General features: G+C 62.2%; 19 protein-coding genes and 1 other RNA gene. 11 read left to right on the plus strand and 9 right to left on the minus strand.

Annotated features, from left to right (window positions below):
• Nucleotides 1-8: 8 nt before the first annotated feature.
• The 6 genes from O7A60_RS06990 to O7A60_RS07015 all read left to right on the plus strand — a co-directional run bounded on the left by O7A60_RS06990 (nt 9) and on the right by O7A60_RS07015 (nt 6,705).
• The gene (locus O7A60_RS06990) at nt 9-356 is read left to right on the plus strand and encodes a DUF6867 family protein (RefSeq protein ID WP_337105651.1); all 348 of its coding nucleotides are present in this window, start codon (nt 9-11) and stop codon (nt 354-356) included.
• Between the two features lie 137 nt (nt 357-493).
• Nucleotides 494-1,612 carry a branched-chain amino acid ABC transporter substrate-binding protein gene (locus O7A60_RS06995; protein WP_027141750.1) on the plus strand — a complete coding sequence of 373 codons (1,119 nt, stop codon included), beginning with the start codon at nt 494-496 and terminating at the stop codon, nt 1,610-1,612.
• A gap of 284 nt (nt 1,613-1,896) precedes the next feature.
• Nucleotides 1,897-5,355, plus strand: coding sequence for a pyruvate carboxylase (gene pyc, locus O7A60_RS07000; protein ID WP_337105652.1), 3,459 nt, complete (start codon nt 1,897-1,899; stop codon nt 5,353-5,355).
• A gap of 158 nt (nt 5,356-5,513) precedes the next feature.
• Nucleotides 5,514-5,774 (plus strand): DUF2312 domain-containing protein, encoded by a 261-nt coding sequence (locus tag O7A60_RS07005; RefSeq protein WP_015315223.1) that lies wholly within the window; start codon nt 5,514-5,516, stop codon nt 5,772-5,774.
• 191 nt (nt 5,775-5,965) lie between these two features.
• Nucleotides 5,966-6,409 carry a hypothetical protein gene (locus O7A60_RS07010; RefSeq protein WP_337105653.1) on the plus strand — a complete coding sequence of 148 codons (444 nt, stop codon included), beginning with the start codon at nt 5,966-5,968 and terminating at the stop codon, nt 6,407-6,409.
• Nucleotides 6,406-6,705 carry a hypothetical protein gene (locus tag O7A60_RS07015; RefSeq protein WP_337105654.1) on the plus strand — a complete coding sequence of 100 codons (300 nt, stop codon included), beginning with the start codon at nt 6,406-6,408 and terminating at the stop codon, nt 6,703-6,705. The genes O7A60_RS07010 and O7A60_RS07015 overlap by 4 nt, the downstream gene beginning before the upstream one ends.
• 63 nt (nt 6,706-6,768) lie before the next feature.
• On the opposite strand, the gene msrB is transcribed toward O7A60_RS07015, so the two are convergent.
• The 6 genes from msrB to O7A60_RS07045 all read right to left on the minus strand — a co-directional run bounded on the left by msrB (nt 6,769) and on the right by O7A60_RS07045 (nt 12,007).
• A complete protein-coding gene (gene msrB / locus O7A60_RS07020) occupies nt 6,769-7,173 on the minus strand; it encodes a peptide-methionine (R)-S-oxide reductase MsrB (RefSeq protein WP_027141754.1) in 405 nt (134 codons plus the stop codon).
• Nucleotides 7,174-7,283: 110 nt separating this feature from the next.
• Entirely contained in the window at nt 7,284-8,081 is a 798-nt protein-coding gene (locus tag O7A60_RS07025; protein ID WP_337105655.1) for an MBL fold metallo-hydrolase, read from the minus strand.
• A gap of 18 nt (nt 8,082-8,099) precedes the next feature.
• Complete coding sequence (locus tag O7A60_RS07030) at nt 8,100-9,290, minus strand: vWA domain-containing protein (protein WP_337105656.1); 1,191 nt, start codon at nt 9,288-9,290, stop codon at nt 8,100-8,102.
• Nucleotides 9,291-9,296: 6 nt separating this feature from the next.
• The gene (locus tag O7A60_RS07035) at nt 9,297-9,743 is read right to left on the minus strand and encodes a GNAT family N-acetyltransferase (protein WP_337105657.1); all 447 of its coding nucleotides are present in this window, start codon (nt 9,741-9,743) and stop codon (nt 9,297-9,299) included.
• Between the two features lie 92 nt (nt 9,744-9,835).
• Nucleotides 9,836-10,675 (minus strand): AAA family ATPase, encoded by an 840-nt coding sequence (locus O7A60_RS07040; protein ID WP_337105658.1) that lies wholly within the window; start codon nt 10,673-10,675, stop codon nt 9,836-9,838.
• Between the two features lie 183 nt (nt 10,676-10,858).
• Complete coding sequence (locus O7A60_RS07045; protein WP_337105659.1) at nt 10,859-12,007, minus strand: ISNCY family transposase; 1,149 nt, start codon at nt 12,005-12,007, stop codon at nt 10,859-10,861.
• Between the two features lie 165 nt (nt 12,008-12,172).
• On the opposite strand from O7A60_RS07045, the gene ssrS reads away from it, so the two are divergent.
• The 4 genes from ssrS (at nt 12,173) to O7A60_RS07065 (ending at nt 14,723) form a co-directional block, all read left to right on the plus strand.
• A non-coding RNA gene (ssrS, locus tag O7A60_RS07050) (6S RNA) lies at nt 12,173-12,328 on the plus strand.
• A gap of 83 nt (nt 12,329-12,411) precedes the next feature.
• Nucleotides 12,412-12,999 (plus strand): 5-formyltetrahydrofolate cyclo-ligase, encoded by a 588-nt coding sequence (locus tag O7A60_RS07055; RefSeq protein WP_027141761.1) that lies wholly within the window; start codon nt 12,412-12,414, stop codon nt 12,997-12,999.
• Between the two features lie 63 nt (nt 13,000-13,062).
• Nucleotides 13,063-13,887, plus strand: a complete 825-nt coding sequence (locus O7A60_RS07060) for a TIGR00282 family metallophosphoesterase (RefSeq protein ID WP_337105660.1) — start codon at nt 13,063-13,065, stop codon at nt 13,885-13,887.
• A 68-nt stretch (nt 13,888-13,955) separates the two neighbouring features.
• Nucleotides 13,956-14,723: a TerC family protein gene (locus O7A60_RS07065; protein WP_027141763.1), complete on the plus strand. Its 768-nt coding sequence runs from the start codon at nt 13,956-13,958 to the stop codon at nt 14,721-14,723.
• A 125-nt stretch (nt 14,724-14,848) separates the two neighbouring features.
• Here the strand turns inward: O7A60_RS07065 and O7A60_RS07070 are convergent, their stop codons facing one another.
• Genes O7A60_RS07070 through O7A60_RS07080 form a run of 3 tightly spaced genes read right to left on the minus strand, consistent with a single transcriptional unit; the run spans nt 14,849 to nt 16,204 of the window.
• Nucleotides 14,849-15,316, minus strand: a complete 468-nt coding sequence (locus tag O7A60_RS07070; RefSeq protein WP_140508910.1) for an SRPBCC family protein — start codon at nt 15,314-15,316, stop codon at nt 14,849-14,851.
• Nucleotides 15,317-15,341: 25 nt separating this feature from the next.
• Nucleotides 15,342-15,704 (minus strand): hypothetical protein, encoded by a 363-nt coding sequence (locus O7A60_RS07075; RefSeq protein ID WP_337105661.1) that lies wholly within the window; start codon nt 15,702-15,704, stop codon nt 15,342-15,344.
• Between the two features lie 17 nt (nt 15,705-15,721).
• Nucleotides 15,722-16,204 (minus strand): SRPBCC domain-containing protein, encoded by a 483-nt coding sequence (locus tag O7A60_RS07080; RefSeq protein ID WP_337105662.1) that lies wholly within the window; start codon nt 16,202-16,204, stop codon nt 15,722-15,724.
• A 51-nt stretch (nt 16,205-16,255) separates the two neighbouring features.
• On the opposite strand from O7A60_RS07080, the gene O7A60_RS07085 reads away from it, so the two are divergent.
• A complete protein-coding gene (locus O7A60_RS07085; protein ID WP_027141767.1) occupies nt 16,256-16,579 on the plus strand; it encodes an ArsR/SmtB family transcription factor in 324 nt (107 codons plus the stop codon).
• Nucleotides 16,580-16,668 lie beyond the last annotated feature (89 nt).

Raw genomic sequence — 16,668 nt, forward strand, 5'->3', positions numbered from 1 at the left:
GACTTCCCATGCAAGGCATTCTCTACGAGGAACCGTCGATCTGGCAGTTCTTCTTCGTCACCTGCCTGCTCGGCGGCTGGGCGGCCTGGATGACCGGCAAGGCCAGTGCCCAGACATGGCGCAGCTTCATCCAGCTGTTCGCCTATATGCTCGGCCTCGGCATCGGTATCCGTTTCATCCATCATGCGCTGTTCGACGGCACGATGTTCTCGCTGCATTACTATATCGTCGATACCATCGTGCTGATGATACTGGGCTTCGTCGGCTATCAATACACACGAACCAACCAGATGGTCACACAGTATAATTGGCTCTATGAAAGAGCTTCCATCTTGAGCTGGAAACCGAAAGATTGACGTTCATCATTAACGCCGCGTCAGGGATGAATCGGCGTGACAAGTGCCTGAAAATCGGCAAACTATGCTTTCTGCGATAAGGGTGGGCATCGCATGAAAGCTTCATCCACGCCCACTCCGTTAATGGGAGCGTTTAAATGAAAAAGTCACTTTTGTCCGCCGTAGCCCTGACCGCGCTCGTCGCGTTCGGCGGCAACGCGTGGGCTGATGTAATGTTCGCGGTCGCCGGGCCGATCACCGGTCCGAACGCGGCCTTCGGCGCACAGCTGCAGAAGGGCGCCGAAGCGGCGGTCGCCGATATCAACGCCAAGGGCGGTATCAATGGCGAGCAGATCAAGCTCGAAGTCGGCGACGACGTCTCCGATCCGAAGCAGGGCATCTCGGTCGCCAACAAGTTCGTCGGCGACGGCGTCAAGTTTGTGATCGGACACTTCAACTCGGGCGTGTCGATCCCGGCCTCCGAAGTCTATGCTGAAAACAATATCGTCGAAATCACGCCGGCCGCGACCAACCCGAAGTTCACCGAGCGCGGCCTGTGGAATGTGTTCCGTACCTGCGGACGCGACGACCAGCAGGGCAGCATCGCCGGCGCCTATATCGCCGCGAACTTCAAGGATGCCAAAGTCGCCGTGATCCATGACAAGACCCCTTACGGCCAGGGCCTCGCGGACGAAACCAAGAAGGCGATGAACGCCGCGGGCGTCAAGGAAGTGATGTATGAAGGCGTCAATGTCGGCGACAAGGACTTCTCGGCGCTGATCGCCAAGATGAAGGAAGCCGGCGTCACCCTGATCTACTGGGGTGGCCTGCACACCGAGGCCGGCCTGATCATCCGTCAGTCCGCGGACCAGGGCCTCAAGGCGCCGATGATGTCGGGTGACGGCATTGTGACGGACGAACTCGCCGCCATCGCGGGCGACGCCGTCGCCGGCACACTCAACACGTTCGGCCCCGACCCGCGGCTGATCCCGGCCAACAAGGAACTCGTCGAGAAGTTCCGCGCGCAGGGTTTCGAGCCGGAAGCCTACACGCTCTACGCCTATGCCGCCGTGCAGGTGGTCGCCGAGGCGGCCGCCGCCGCCAAGACGAATGATCCGCAGGCCGTCGCCAAGGCGATGCATGAAAACGGGCCGTTCCCCTCCGTTCTGGGCGACCTCGCCTATGACGCCAAGGGCGATCCGAAGCTGCCAGGCTACATCATGTACGAATGGAAGAAGAAGGACGACGGGAAGTATTCCTGGTTCCCGAAGTCGTAATTCATTCGGATCCGAAACCAACGATGCCCGGCGCCTCGCGCCGGGCATTTTCTTTGACGCGCCGGCAGCGGTGACATCCCCGTCAGCTTTCCTTGGTTGGGAAGATCGCATCCAGGATCGAAATTGTCGCCATTGTTCCGTCCGTTCGAACGAATGCATGCGAGTGTTGGCCGGATAATTGATTTAAATCGGTTTAAACCAGCGTCGATTTTGTTTGCACTGCAGCATTTTCACGTTAATCATTGCCTCGATCTCCCGTCCCTTCCGCTGCTGGAGCCCAGTCCTTGGCCATCACGAAGATCCTCGTCGCCAACCGGTCAGAAATCGCAATCCGTGTCTTTCGCGCGGCCAATGAACTGGGCCTCAAAACCGTGGCGATCTGGGCCGAGGAGGACAAATATTCGCTGCACCGCTTCAAGGCCGATGAAAGTTACCAGGTCGGGCGCGGACCGCATCTCAGCAAGGACATGGGGCCGATCGAGAGCTATCTGTCGATCGAGGAGGTGATCCGCGTCGCCAGGCTTTCGGGCGCCGATGCCATCCACCCCGGCTACGGGCTGCTGTCGGAAAGCCCCGAATTCGCCGAGGCCTGCGCGCAAGCAGGCATCACCTTCATCGGGCCGAACCCCGACACGATGCGCCGGCTGGGCAACAAGGTCGCCGCGCGCAATCTCGCCATCGAGGTCGGCGTGCCCGTGGTGCCGGCCACCGATCCGTTGCCGGACGATTTGGAGGCGGTCAAGGAACTCGCCAAGACGGTCGGTTATCCGGTCATGCTGAAGGCTTCGTGGGGTGGTGGTGGCCGCGGCATGCGCGCCATCCGTTCCGAGGCCGATCTCGCTCGCGAGGTCATGGAAGGCAAGCGGGAGGCGAAAGCCGCCTTCGGCAAGGACGAGGTCTATCTCGAAAAGCTGATCGAGCGCGCTCGCCATGTCGAAGTGCAGGTGCTTGGCGACACTCACGGCAATGCCGTGCACCTGTTCGAGCGCGACTGCTCGATCCAGCGCCGCAACCAGAAGGTCGTCGAGCGCGCGCCGGCGCCCTATCTCAGCGAGGACCTGCGCCAGGAACTTTGCGGCTACGCGCTGAAGATCGCGCGCGAGACCAGCTATATCGGCGCCGGCACCGTCGAATTCCTGCAGGACGCCGATACCGGCAAATTCTACTTCATCGAGGTCAATCCCCGCATCCAGGTCGAGCACACCGTCACCGAGATGGTGACCGGCATCGACATCGTGAAGGCGCAGATCCATATCCTCGACGGCTTCGCCATCGGCACGCCGGAATCGGGCGTACCGACGCAGAGGGACATCCGGCTGAACGGCCATGCCTTGCAGTGCCGCATCACCACCGAAGACCCCGAACACAATTTCATTCCGGACTACGGCCGCATCACCGCCTATCGCGGCGCCACCGGCTTCGGCATCCGCCTCGACGGCGGCACGGCGTATTCCGGCGCGGTCATCACCCGCTTCTACGATCCGCTGCTGGAGAAGGTCACGGCCTGGGCGCCGACGCCGGCAGAGACGATCGCCCGCATGAACCGCGCCTTGCGCGAGTTCCGCATCCGCGGCGTCGCCACCAACCTCACTTTCCTCGAAGCGATCATCAATCATCCGAGCTTCGCCGACAATTCCTATACGACGAGGTTCATCGACACGACGCCGGAGCTGTTCCAGCAGGTCAAGCGCCAGGACCGCGCCACCAAGCTGCTCAACTATCTGGCCGACGTCAGCGTCAACGGTCATCCCGAGACGCGCGGGCGGCCGACGCCAAAGGCCGACGCGGCGCCGCCCGTGGTGCCCTATCTCAACGGCAATGTGCCGAGCGGCAGCAAGCAGAAGCTCGACGTGCTCGGGCCGGAGAAGTTCGCCGCCTGGATGCGTGAGCAGAAGGAAGTGCTGGTCACCGACACGACGATGCGCGACGGCCACCAGTCGCTGCTCGCCACCCGCGTGCGTACGCATGACATTGCCGGGATCGCCGGCACCTATGCGCGCGCCCTGCCGCAGCTTTTGTCGCTCGAATGCTGGGGCGGCGCCACTTTCGACGTCGCCATGCGCTTCCTCACCGAGGATCCGTGGGAGCGGCTGTCGCTGGTGCGGGAAGCAGCCCCCAACCTGTTGCTGCAGATGCTGCTGCGCGGCGCCAACGGCGTTGGCTACACCAATTATCCCGACAATGTCGTGCAGCATTTCGTCAAGCAGGCGGCAAGCGGCGGCATCGACATCTTCCGCGTCTTCGACTGCTTGAACTGGGTCGAGAACATGCGCGTCGCCATGGACGCCGTGGGCGCCGAGGGCAAGCTGATCGAAGCGGCGATGTGCTATACCGGCGACATCCTCGATCCGGCGCGGGCCAAGTACGACCTGAAATATTATGTCGGACTGGCCGAGGAATTACAGGCCGCCGGCGCCCATATCATCGCGGTCAAGGACATGGCGGGCCTGTTGAAGCCGAGTGCCGCCCGCGTGCTGTTCAAGGCGCTGCGCGAGGCGACCGACCTGCCGATCCATTTTCACACCCACGACACATCGGGTCTGTCGGCGGCAACCGTGCTGGCGGCGGTGGAAAGCGGCGTCGACGCCATCGACGCGGCGATGGACGCCTTCTCCGGCAACACGTCGCAGCCATGTCTCGGTTCGATCGTGGAAGCACTGAAGGGCACCGAACGCGACCCCGGCCTCGACCCGCAATGGATCCGCAAGATCTCGTTCTACTGGGAAGCCGTTCGCAACCAATACGCCGCCTTCGAGAGCGACCTGAAAGGTCCGGCTTCCGAGGTCTACCTGCACGAAATGCCGGGCGGGCAGTTCACCAATTTGAAGGAACAGGCCCGTTCGCTGGGGCTAGAGACACGCTGGCACGAAGTGGCGCAGACCTATCACGACGTCAATCTGATGTTCGGCGACATCGTCAAGGTGACGCCGTCCTCGAAGGTCGTCGGCGACATGGCGCTGATGATGGTGAGCCAGGACCTGACCGTTGCCGATGTCGAGAACCCGGCCCGCGATATCGCCTTCCCGGACTCGGTCGTCTCGATGCTGCGCGGCGACCTCGGCCAGTCCCCGGGCGGTTGGCCGCGGGTGCTGCAGAAGAAGGCACTGAAAGGCGACAAGCCGATCACGGCGCGGCCCGGTTCGTTGCTGAAGCCGGCCGACCTCAAGAAGAGCCGCAAGGAGATCGAGGACAAGCTCGAGCGCAAGCTGTCGGAATACGAGTTCGCCTCGTGGCTGATGTATCCGAAAGTGTTTTCCGACTTCGTCGCCGCGCAGGAAACCTACGGCCCGGTCAGCGTTCTGCCGACGCCGACCTATTTCTATGGCATGAAATCGGAAGACGAGATTTTCGTCGATATCGAAAGGGGCAAGACCTTGGTCGTGCGCTGCCAGGCGTTCGGCGATGTCGATGAGAAGGGCATGGTCACCGTGTTCTTCGAGCTCAACGGCCAGCCGCGACGTGTGAAGGTGCCCGACCGTGCGCATGGTGCCTCGGCAGCCAAGGCGCGCCGCAAGGCGGAGCCCGGCAACGAGGCGCATGTCGGGGCGCCGATGCCGGGTGTGGTTTCGGCGCTTGCGGTCGCCGCCGGCCAGGCGGTCAAGGCCGGCGACGTGCTGCTCTCCATCGAAGCGATGAAGATGGAGACGGCGTTGCACGCCGAGCGCGACGGTACGGTTGCCGAGGTGCTGGTCAAGGCCGGCGACCAGATCGATGCGAAGGATCTGCTGATCGCGTTCAACTGAGAGCTCGCGAGAAACGAGCAGGCGTCGGCTTCTGGCGGCAGGCTTGGCGAGCTGTTCGATAACGGCTTGACCCGCCGGCCTTGGTCGGGCATCGAACCGCTGAAATTCGCCGCGGCACGTTCCCCGAGTCGCGGCGCGGAACCGATTTTGGAGAAAACATGGCCGACGATATCACCGAGACCAGCCAGACTGTTGCCGCCGGCCAGCTGCGTGCCTTGATCGAACGCATCGAGCGGCTCGAGGAAGAAAAGAAGACGATTTCCGACGACATCAAGGAAGTCTTCGCCGAGGCCAAGGGCACCGGCTTCGACACCAAGGCAATCCGCACCATCATCCGGTTGCGCAAGAAGGACCAGGCCGAGCGCCAGGAGGAGGATGCCATCCTCGATCTGTACATGGCCGCGCTCGGCATGGTCTAAGAGCCTGTTTGGAAATTCTACTCTGGCGGCCATCTGATGGCGTTTTCTGCGCTTCCGTTGCTCACGGCCAATGTCCGCTGCGCTACGGTTCTCGAAACCACCATCACATGACCGACCGGAGCGAATTTCGAAACAGCCTCTAAGGCTCAGCAGCGGTCTTAACCCGGGTGATGCTGGAGCGGCATCTAACCATGAGCGAATTCGACTTCGGCGGCCGTCGCGCCTCGGAATTCCGCCATCGCGGCTTCTGGTCGCTGTTTGCCGAACGGCATCCGGAAGAAAGGGCCCGGCTGGCGCGGCGCGGACCCTGGTTCTGGCAGCGCGGGCTGCCCGACTTCGCACTGGTCCTTTCCATGTATGTCGCGCCGGCGCAGAACCATGTCGGCGTCTTCTTCGGCCGCAACGAGAAGTTCGGCGCCACGCAAAGCTGGTCGCGGCTGGAGCCGTTCCGGCCGGCGATCGAAGACAGGCTGAAACTCAGGTCGGAACAAAGCTGCGAAGGCCTCGGCATCAATTCGATGTGGCGGGTCAATTGCTTTCCCGAGGACAACTGGCCTGCCATGACCGACTGGCTGGTGACGGAATGCTCACGAGTCGAGCGCGCCGTAACCGAAGTGCTGGGGCAGGGTAAGTGATCGCGGATTTCTTCCGCTCGCGTTGGCTTGGCGAGGTGCCGGTCGACCGGCTGTTCTGGCGTGACATGATGCTTGTCGGGACCGTGATCAATATTGCGTCGTCTGCTGCGGCGCTGATCCTGCTTGGGCTGAAGATGCCGCTCGGTCTTGTCCTGGCGGTGCATTTTGCACCGGTGCCCTACAACGTCTTCCTGACTTTGGCGGTCTGGCGCACGGCTGAGAAGGCCGGCGGTGCCAGGGCTTCGCTCTTCATGCTGGGATCAGCGCTCTGGCTGATCGCCACGATCGTCGCCTGACGAGGCGACCCGTACGAAAAAGGGCGGCCGGAGCCGCCCTTCGCGAGAAATGATTACGCCTGTTCAGGCCGCGGGCTCGAATTTCAGCGCCACGCCATTGATGCAGTAGCGCAGGCCGGTCGGCGGCGGGCCGTCCTCGAAGACATGGCCGAGATGGCTGCCGCAACGAGAGCAGTGGCATTCGGTACGGACCATGCCGTAGCTGCGGTCGACCGTGTTCTCGACCGAGCCCGGAACGGGATCGTTGAAGCTCGGCCAGCCGGTGCCGCTCTCGAACTTCAGCGTGGATTGGAACAGCGGCTGGTCGCAGCCAACGCAGGAAAAAGTGCCGGCACGCTTCTCATAGAGCAGGGCGCAGCTCCCCGGCCGCTCGGTGCCATGGTTGCGCATGACCGCGTACTGCTCCGGCGTCAGCCGGGCGCGCCATTCGGCGTCGGTTCGGGTAACGGGGTAGGTGTGGGTGTCCATTTGATCTCCTCAGCCTTGGCGGCTCGTTCTTGGTTGCAACGGATATTCGCAACAAGATAGGCGTTTGTTACGGCATTTGCCCGCATTTTCGAGCGGACCACCTGGAATTCTCAGGCGATCGCCGCGAGATAGCGCGCAACGGAGGCGGCCAGCGCCGTCTTCGCATCACCGATGATGTTCTGGTTCCACCATGCGCCGTAGATGTCGTCGAAGGCGAACGGCGCAAGGGCTGCCGCGATGCGGTGTATGGCGGCAGCATTGAGCGGGATCTGGTTCGGATAGCTGTACATGAAGCTGACATGGCGGCGTGTCGGCGTCACCTGCAGGATGTCGCCGGTCAGCAGGGCATCGGCACCGTCGCGTTTCCAGTGCAGCACCTGGCCGCCGGCAAAGTGGCCGCCGCAGCGGATGAGTGTCAGCGACGGGTTGATGGCCAGCGTCTCGCCTTGCCAACTGACGATCGAGCGATGCGGCCGCATGATCCATTGCCGGTCGTCGGCATGGAGATAGATCGGCACGCCGCCAAACGCCTCGCTCCATTCGACCATCACCGAATAGTAATGGCAGTGCGAGATGGCGATCGCGGCAAGGCCGCCGCGGCGGTTGATCTCCGCCACCGCCTCGTCGCTTACCATCGAGATGCAGTCCCATAGCACATTGCCGTGCGGCGTTTGCGCCAGCAGCGCCCGCTGGCCGATGGCGAAGCGCGGCTCGATGCCAAACGCGAGCACGCCGGCGTCGTCCTTCATCACCAGCCGATGCGCGGCGGCGAGTTGTTGCGGCGTGGTCCAGGCCTGGCCCTCCCAGCGCACATACTGCCGTTCGTCCTCGCAAATCGGGCAGTGTCGTGGTGGCGTTTCCGTCGCCGCGAACTGGACGCCGCACTGCAAGCAGAGGAAGCAGGTCATCTGATCTCCCGTGGTCCTTCAGTGCTTTCTTGAAAGCTGCTTCGTAGCACCTTCGAGCCCGGCCAGTGTCAGCGGAAACATGCGGCCGCCGAAGATGTCACGGATCATCGCGATCGAATGGGTAAAGCCCCAGTTCTTTTCGCTCTCGGGGTTAAGCCACACCGCGTTCGGCCATTGCTGCAGCAGCCGGCCGAGCCAAACGGTTCCGGCCTCGGGGTTCCAGTGTTCCACCGAGCCGCCGGGGTGGGCGATCTCGTATGGGCTCATCGAGGCATCGCCGACGACGATGACCTTATAGTCCGGACCATATTTGTGGAGGAGGTCAAAGGTCGGAATCACCTCGGCATGGCGGCGGCGATTGTCCTTCCACACGCCTTCGTAGATGCAGTTGTGGAAATAGAAATATTCGAGCTGGCGGAATTCGGCGCGGGCGGCCGAAAACAGTTCCTCGACGCTTTTGATATGGTCGTCCATCGAGCCGCCGACATCGAAGAACATCAGGAGCTTCACGGCATTGCGGCGCTCGGGCCGTGTCTTGACGTCGAGGTAGCCGTGCTCGGCGGTGGCGTGGATGGTACCGGGCAGGTCGAACTCTTCCTCCGCGCCTTCGCGGACCCAGCGGCGCAGCCGCTTCAGCGCGACCTTGATATTGCGGGTGCCGAGTTCGATGGCATCGTCGAAATTCCTGAACTCGCGCTTGTCCCAGACCTTCACCGCGCGGCGGTTGCGGCTTTCATGCTGGCCGATGCGGACGCCTTCGGGATTGTAGCCATAGGCGCCGAAGGGCGAGGTGCCGCCGGTGCCGATCCATTTCGAGCCGCCCTGGTGGCGGCCCTTTTGCTCCTCGAGCCGCTGCTTCAGCGTCTCCATCAGCTTGTCGAAGCCGCCAAGCGCCTCGACCAGCTTTTTCTCCTCCTCGGTCAGGTGTTTCTCGGCGAGCCGGCGCAGCCATTCCTCGGGAATGTCGGCGACATTGACGGCATCCGGGCCACCCAGCGCTTCGATGCCCTTGAAGACATGCGCGAACACCTGGTCGAAGCGGTCGATATGACGCTCGTCCTTCACCAGGGTGGCGCGGGCAAGGTAGTAAAATCCCTCGACATCATAGTCGACCAGTCCGGCTTCCAGCCCTTCCAGCAGAGAGAGGTATTCCCTGAGCGAAACGGGAACACGCGCTGCCTTCAGTTCGAGGAAGAAGGGGATGAACATGGCCGGTTACAGCAAATCATACTCGATAAAGCCGGTGCGGCGCGCGACCCGGTCGTAGAGCTTGCGCGCGGTGGTGTTGGTCTCGTGCGTCATCCAATAGACGTTTTTCACCCCGATCTTGCCGGCCTCCTGCTTCACCGCCTCGATCAGGGCGGCACCGATGCCCTTGCCGCGCACTTGCGGGTCGGCGAACAGGTCCTGCAGGTAGCAGTTGTTTTTCTCCGACCAGCCGGAGCGGTGGTAAAGATAATGGGTGAGGCCGACCGCCTTGCCGTCGAGGGTAGCGATAAAACCCTTCGGCTCGAACTCGCCTTCGGTGAACAGCCGTTTCCAGGTGACGGCGTAGACCTCTTCCGGCAGCTTGGTTTCATAGAAGGTCAGATAGTCGGTCCACAAGCGGCGCCAGTCGGCGTGGTCGGATTGCGCGAGCGGGCGGACAACAATCTCAGACATTTTATCTCCTCCGAAGGGTTCTGGCCGAAGCTGACGTGCTCTTCGGCCGGCGGCAACGGTCCACAACCGAGGAAAGCGCTATTGCTGCGGTCCTATTGCTGCCGTCTGGCCATGAAGGCCAGCCGCTCGAACAGGTGCACGTCCTGCTCGTTCTTCAACAGGGCGCCGTGCAGCTTGGGCAGCGCGTTCTTGGCGTCGGCGCGCAAATCCTCTGGCGCGATGTCATCGGCGACCAGCAGGCGGATCCAGTCCAACGCCTCCGATGTCGACGGCTTTTTCTTCAGCCCCGGCACGTCACGGATTTCGTAGAATTGGGTCAGCGCCGCGCGCACCAGGTTCTGCTTGATGCCGGGATAGTGGACATCGACGATCCTGTGCAGCGTGTCGACATCGGGAAAGCGGATATAGTGGAAGAAGCAGCGGCGCAGGAAGGCGTCCGGCAGTTCCTTCTCGTTGTTGGAAGTGACGATGACGATCGGCCGCACCGCAGCGCGGATGGTCTCGCCGGTCTCGTAGACGAAGAACTCCATCCGGTCGAGTTCCTGCAGCAGGTCGTTGGGGAACTCGATGTCGGCCTTGTCGATCTCGTCGATCAGAAGCACGACCTTCTTGCCGGCCGCGAATGCCTCCCAAAGCTTGCCGCGCTTGATGTAGTTCTTGATGTCGTTGAACCTGAGATCGCCGAGCTGGCTGTCGCGCAGCCGCGACACCGCATCGTACTCGTAAAGACCTTGCTGCGCCCGCGTCGTCGATTTGACATGCCTTTCGATGAGGTCGAGGCCGAGTGCCGCCGCCACCTGGCGGGCAAGTTCCGTCTTGCCGGTGCCGGGCTCGCCCTTGACCAGCAACGGCCGCTCCAGCGCGATCGCCGCGTTGACCGCCACCATCAGATCCTTGTCGGCGACATAGGCCGCCGTGCCTTCGAAACGCATTTTTGCTCCTCGGTTCGTTCCGGGGACCGTAAGGAGGCCCTCTGGTCCGCGCAAGGGCGGGTTTGCAACGGCGATGATGCCAAATCGGCGCGGAAAGAGCACCGTCTCTCTGTCGGTAGCTTTTCAAGTTGTCCGGTTTTGGTAGCACATCATCTGTCCGCTTCTGTCATGCGTCGAAGCGGTTCACGCGGCAGTTCTAAGTTTCGGCTCGATCGGGGCACCATCGGGACTGTATTGCGCGATGCGTCGGGGGCCGTGGAAGACGGCGATGGCGCCGTTGGGATAGCGACGAACTCTGACGTTGGCCTTGACGAAATGGTGTCGGATCGGGCTTGGCGGCAGTTGCAGCCTCAGGCGGCCGAAGACGATGGTGTTGTCGCGACCGACGATGCGCTCCTCCTCGACGCACAGGATCTCAGCCAACTGGTCCGGGTCGGCGGCGACGAAGGCGCTGTCGGCGATCTCGGGCGGCCTGGCGAAGCGGACATTATGGGCCGGCAGGTAGACGTCGGCGATGAAGCGATTGGCGGCCGCGATGTCGCGAAGGCCGGCCAGCGCCAGCTCCCTTGGCAGTCGCTGCTGCAGTGTCGAGAACATCCGTTCCGACCGCCCCCGCGCTTCGGGCGAATAGGCGGGGATATGCTCGATGCCGAGCCTTTGCAGCGCGCGTCCAACTTGGGTTGGCCGCGTCTTGTCGACCGCCTCGCCAGCCCTCAGCGTCACGAAATAGTGGCTGCCGCGATCAGTGTAGAGGCTCGACGGCAAGCCATGGCCGCAAAACGTCTCCATCAGGCCTTGGAAGCTCGACGCCGTGCCCTCCTCCTCGACCAGGAAGGCCGAATAGATCGTGCTCGTCGCATCGTCCATCGTTACGATCAGGTCCAGCTCCGGCTCGTCCGCCAGCCATGCGTGCCGGCTGCCGTCCTGATGCAGCATCATGCCCTCGCAAGGCTTGCGCGGTCGCTTGCGGCGGTGCGCGCCACGCCGTTTGGCCCGCTCCACCAGACCGGCTGCGTGCAACTGCGCCTTGGTGAAGGTATAGCCCCAGCTGAAATTGTGGTCGCGAACCAGGTGTTCGTGAAAATGCTTCACGTTCCAGCCACGGTACCGCTCCCGGTAAAGCCTGAGCATCTCCTCCACCATCTCCCCCGGCACGCGCCGCCCCGAAACCTTGCCCAAACGACGATCGACAAGCCCGGCTTCACCAGCCTCCTCGTAGCGGTCGCGGTAACGCCGGAACTGCCGTTCCGACATCCCAAGCAACTCCCCAGCCTCTAGCATCGACAAATCGCCGCGATCCCAGCGGCTCAACACATCCCGAAACTTCTGCATTCTCCGGTCCTGTAGCCATGATGCCCGTTTCATCCCCAGCCTCCATTCGCTGGAAATCAAACCGGACAACTCACGTGCTACCTCTAATCCGGACAACTCACGTGCTTACGACAAAAGAGCACCGTCTCTCTGGCGCATGGGCCACCATCGGCCTATATTGGCGGAGGCGGTCTGCGCTTCCCGGCAGGAGACACTTTTCCCCGGGGCCTTAATGATCCTTAGGGAGCTGTCCCTGGGAAGACCCGTGGGTTTTCTCACACGGCGCCCACCTACTTTGTAGGCACCCGGGATCGACCTCTCCACCGGTTGTGTGGATCGTCACTTGTCGCAAGGCGTCCACGCATCGTGTGGATAACGCCGCTCTTGAGACCTCACGCAGTTCTGACCTTTTCTACCTTGGCCGCATGACCTCTCCCAAAGACCTAAAAAAACGGCTGCGCCTCGAGGCACTCGCCCGCCGCGACGCGCTTGATGAATTCTGGCGGGTCGAGGCCGCGCTCGAAATGGCGGAGACGGCGCGCGACCGTCTGGAGGTCGGGTCCGGTCAGATCGTCTCCGGTTTCTGGCCAATGCGCTCGGAGGTTGATGTCAGGCCATTGATGTTCGCCTTGCGCGAGAAGGGCGCACGGCTCTGCCTGCCCGCCATTCTCGACAAGACCACCATCGTCTTTCGCGAGCTGGTGCGTGGCGCGCCGATGGTCGACATGGGCTTTGGCACGGTCGGACCGCACGCGGAGGCCGAAGTTCTCGACCCTTCCGTCATGCTGGTGCCGCTCGCCGCCTTCGACGCGCGCGGCCACCGCATCGGTTATGGCGCGGGCTATTACGATCGCGCGATCGCGAAGCTCGTCGACAAGGGGCATGCGCCCCGGCTAGTCGGCATCGCCTTCGACTGCCAAGAAGTTTCGCAAGTTCCGGACGAACCCCATGACGTGGTCATCGCGGAAATACTCACCGAGAGCGGGTTGCGCCGCTTTGCACCAAAATTGTAGATAGTTCTTTGAAACGCATGATCTTTGCCGAAAAGTCATGCAACTTTTCGGGATCAGGCATAGATGAGACTTCTCTTCCTCGGGGACATGGTCGGTAAGACGGGCCGTACCGCAGTGTGGGAACAACTGCCTGGCCTGATCTCCGACTTCAAACTCGATTTCGTCATCGTCAACGGCGAGAACGCCGCCGGCGGCTTCGGCATCACCGAAGAGATTTTTCGCGAGACGATCGCGTCGGGCTGCGATGTCGTGACCACTGGCAATCATGTCTGGGACCAGCGCGACGCGCTGGCCTTCGCGCCGCGCGAGCAGCGTTTCCTGCGGCCCTCCAATTTTCCCAAAGGCACGCCAGGGCGCGGCTCCGGCGTCTATATCGCCAGGAGCGGCGCGCGTGTGCTGGTCGCCAACATCATGGGCCGGGTATTCATGCATCCCGAGCTCGATGATCCGTTCCAGGCCGGCGAACGCGAGCTTGCGGCCTGTCCGCTCGGCGAGCAGGCGGATGCGGTGGTGATCGACTTCCACGCCGAGGCAACCTCGGAAAAGATGTGCTTCGCGCATTTTGTCGACGGCCGTGCCAGCCTGGTCGTCGGCACCCACACGCACCAGCCCACCGCCGATCACCAGATACTCAATGGCGGCACCGGCTACCTGTCGGATGCCGGCATGTGCGGCGACTACGATTCCTCGCTTGGCATGGACAAGGAAGAACCGCTCAACCGGTTCCTGTCGAAGGTGCCGAAAGGCCGTTTCGAAGCGGCGATCGGCCCGGCGACATTGTGCGGGGTCGGCGTGAATATTTCCGACCGCACCGGGCTGACCGAGAAGATCGCGCCGTTTCGTCGCGGCCCCCGGCTGGAGGAAACGGCCCCCTCCTTCTGGTCGTGACATTGATATAAGCGTTCGCAATACCCAATTGCCGGCGACACTGCTCTAGATCGTAGGGGACGACCTCCATGCAGCTTATCGAATTCCTGGCGCCGCATTTTCAATTCGTTTCCGACCCGACCGCCTGGGTCGCGTTGCTGACGCTGGTGGTGCTCGAGATCGTGCTCGGCATCGACAATCTGATCTTCATCTCCATCCTGACCAACAAGCTGCCCGTGGAGCAGAGGGCTCGTGCGCGCCGCCTTGGCATCTCGGCCGCGCTGATCATGCGCCTGGTGCTGCTTGCCACCATTTCCATCATCGTCCAGCTGACGACGCCGGTGTTCACGGCCTTAGGCCACGGCTTCTCCTGGCGCGACCTGATCCTGATCGCAGGCGGCCTGTTCCTGGTGTGGAAGGCGACCAAGGAAATCCACCACACGGTCGATCCCGACGACCATCAGGACACGATGCTGGGCGAAACGCTCAAGATCTCGCTTGCCGGCGCGATCTTCCAGATCCTGCTGCTCGACCTCGTCTTCTCTATCGATTCCATCATCACCGCCGTCGGCATGACCGACGAGATCGCCATTATGTACATCGCGGTCATCGTGGCCGTCACGGCGATGATGCTTGCCGCCGGACCACTGGCGGACTTCATCGCCAAGAACCCGAGCATCGTCATGCTGGCGCTGGGCTTCCTGCTGATGATCGGCATGACACTGATCGCCGACGGCATGGGCTACCATGTGCCCAAGGGCTACATCTACGCCGCGATGGGTTTTTCGGCGCTGGTCGAGGGACTCAACATGCTGGCGCGACGGCGCAAGAAAGCGAAATCCGGCGACGGGCACTGAGACCGACCGGATCGGGCGAGCCTCGGCATTTCCGGCGAGAACAGGATCGCCTCCAATGCGCTATCTCTTTGCTTTACGCAATTCCGAACGCAAAAGCGCTTCGCACTTTTGCGTTCGGAATTGATTTAATGCCCCGGAGCGCCCTTCGGGTGGCGGTCGGCGATCAGGCCCAGCGTCAGGCCCTGTTCCAGCCAGGCCTTGGCGCCGGCGAGCACAAGCGCAAAGCCGCCGGTTGAGCCGACCGCTTGTTTCACCTGCTCGTCGCCCTTGCCGGCAAAGCCGAAATTGTGGACTTCGAGGAAGGTCGCCTCGCCAGGCATTTCGGTGAAGGTCCAGACCACCGTGGTCGGCGGATCGCTCCACGTCATGACGATCTTCTTGTCCCTGACGATCTCGCTGACATCGACGGTCGTCGAGACGCCATACATGCGCCACTCCCACTGAACCGGCTTGCCGCCATCAAGCCGGCCGCTGCCGTGGGTGAACCAGAATTGGGTCGTGATCGCCGGGTCGACGATGGCTTCGAAAACATCAGCGACCGGCCGCCGGATCAGCATGGCGGCTTCGGCTGTCGGTGTTTCACGGATTTCCATGGCGATCTCCTTTTCGAATACGCGCTCACCAGGCGTCGGGTTCGCGTACCATGTGAATGATGTTGGCCGGATTGGTGATCCAGCCACCTCGGAAACCCAAGCCCAATGGCTCAATGGCATCGCAACGCACAACGCCCGCCTTGGCCAGATGATCCGCGGCGCCCGGAAAATCCTGCGTGAAAAGCTCCAGCCAGATCTCGGCTTGGCTCATCATCGCCGCTTCGTCGATCCACAGCCTGACAGGCCCAAGTTCGAAGCCGATGGCCGGCGCCTTGGTGGTGAACGGCTTGAGGCCGACGACGTCGCGGTAGAAGGCGACCGTCGCTTCGTACTGGTGCGATGGCACCTTCATGGCGATGTTGATGCCGCCGGTGATCTTCACGGTCATGGCTGGGCTCCGTTTTTTCAAATGTTGTTTTCGCTGGCCGGTTCGCCCTTCATCTCGCTGCGGTAATAACCGTCGCGCAGATTGATGCCGTATTCGACATAGGCCTTCATGCAGGCCAGCATCTGCGACCAGCCCTCGCAATTCAGGTAGGACTTCTTCAGGCCGACCGCGCCTTCCTGCCAGCCGCTCTCGGCGATGGTGACGAAGGTGCCGCCATCGGCGAGCGGCTCGAAATTCATCTCGATGCGGGTCTTGTAGGCGGGCTTGCCGTCGGCGTCGGTAGCATCCCAGCGCAACACGATGCGGCTGTCCTTGACCACTTCGTCGACCTCGACCGGCACCTTGCCCCACCAGACGACACCCGAACCGGCAACCAATGGCGCGCTGGCGCCGCCGATGGTGGTGAAATAACCGCTGAGCTTCTTCGGATTGACGACCGCGTCGAAGACTTCGGCGACCGGTTTGCCGATGCGCCCTGAAACCCTGAATCCAAGAGACATATCCACAGCTCCTTGCTTGATCGCGACAACGATAGGTTATATAAATATAACATGTCAAGCCGATCGCAGGACGACAATGTTTTCAAGGCGCTGGCGCATCCGCGCCGGCGCGAAATGCTGGATCGGTTGAAAGACGAGCCCAGGACCACCGGGATGCTGTGCGATGCCTTTCCCGACATCGACCGCTGCACCGTCATGCTGCATCTCAAGGTGCTGGAGGAGGCAGATCTGATCGTCGCGCGCCGTGATGGACGCGAGCGCTGGAACCATCTCAACGCGCTGCCGATCAAGCAGATCCACGACCGCTGGATCAGCCAGTATGCCGGTCATGCGCTCAGCATCATCGACCGGCTGAAGTCCGATCTGGAAGCATAGGCACGGCCGGGATCGCCGCAGCACGGCGCGGCTGGACGAATTGAGCCGATTTATCTATAAGCCGGCCATTCCGACAAAGAGCGCCGCGC

Origin of the sequence: Mesorhizobium salmacidum (SeqCode) (assembly GCF_037179605.1) — a bacterium.
GTDB lineage: Bacteria > Pseudomonadota > Alphaproteobacteria > Rhizobiales > Rhizobiaceae > Mesorhizobium > Mesorhizobium salmacidum.

Excerpts from the sequence above, each read along its gene's own strand:
- O7A60_RS06990 (WP_337105651.1), top strand. The coding sequence starts at position 9 with ATGCAAGGCATTCTCTACGAGGAACCGTCGATCTGGCAGTTCTTCTTC.
- O7A60_RS06995 (WP_027141750.1), top strand. The coding sequence starts at position 494 with ATGAAAAAGTCACTTTTGTCCGCCGTAGCCCTGACCGCGCTCGTCGCG.
- O7A60_RS07005 (WP_015315223.1), top strand. The coding sequence starts at position 5,514 with ATGGCCGACGATATCACCGAGACCAGCCAGACTGTTGCCGCCGGCCAG.
- O7A60_RS07010 (WP_337105653.1), top strand. The coding sequence starts at position 5,966 with ATGAGCGAATTCGACTTCGGCGGCCGTCGCGCCTCGGAATTCCGCCAT.
- msrB (WP_027141754.1), bottom strand. The coding sequence starts at position 7,173 with ATGGACACCCACACCTACCCCGTTACCCGAACCGACGCCGAATGGCGC.
- O7A60_RS07025 (WP_337105655.1), bottom strand. The coding sequence starts at position 8,081 with ATGACCTGCTTCCTCTGCTTGCAGTGCGGCGTCCAGTTCGCGGCGACG.
- O7A60_RS07030 (WP_337105656.1), bottom strand. The coding sequence starts at position 9,290 with ATGTTCATCCCCTTCTTCCTCGAACTGAAGGCAGCGCGTGTTCCCGTT.
- O7A60_RS07035 (WP_337105657.1), bottom strand. The coding sequence starts at position 9,743 with ATGTCTGAGATTGTTGTCCGCCCGCTCGCGCAATCCGACCACGCCGAC.
- O7A60_RS07040 (WP_337105658.1), bottom strand. The coding sequence starts at position 10,675 with ATGCGTTTCGAAGGCACGGCGGCCTATGTCGCCGACAAGGATCTGATG.
- O7A60_RS07045 (WP_337105659.1), bottom strand. The coding sequence starts at position 12,007 with ATGCAGAAGTTTCGGGATGTGTTGAGCCGCTGGGATCGCGGCGATTTG.
- O7A60_RS07055 (WP_027141761.1), top strand. The coding sequence starts at position 12,412 with ATGACCTCTCCCAAAGACCTAAAAAAACGGCTGCGCCTCGAGGCACTC.
- O7A60_RS07060 (WP_337105660.1), top strand. The coding sequence starts at position 13,063 with ATGAGACTTCTCTTCCTCGGGGACATGGTCGGTAAGACGGGCCGTACC.
- O7A60_RS07065 (WP_027141763.1), top strand. The coding sequence starts at position 13,956 with ATGCAGCTTATCGAATTCCTGGCGCCGCATTTTCAATTCGTTTCCGAC.
- O7A60_RS07070 (WP_140508910.1), bottom strand. The coding sequence starts at position 15,316 with ATGGAAATCCGTGAAACACCGACAGCCGAAGCCGCCATGCTGATCCGG.
- O7A60_RS07075 (WP_337105661.1), bottom strand. The coding sequence starts at position 15,704 with ATGACCGTGAAGATCACCGGCGGCATCAACATCGCCATGAAGGTGCCA.
- O7A60_RS07080 (WP_337105662.1), bottom strand. The coding sequence starts at position 16,204 with ATGTCTCTTGGATTCAGGGTTTCAGGGCGCATCGGCAAACCGGTCGCC.
- O7A60_RS07085 (WP_027141767.1), top strand. The coding sequence starts at position 16,256 with ATGTCAAGCCGATCGCAGGACGACAATGTTTTCAAGGCGCTGGCGCAT.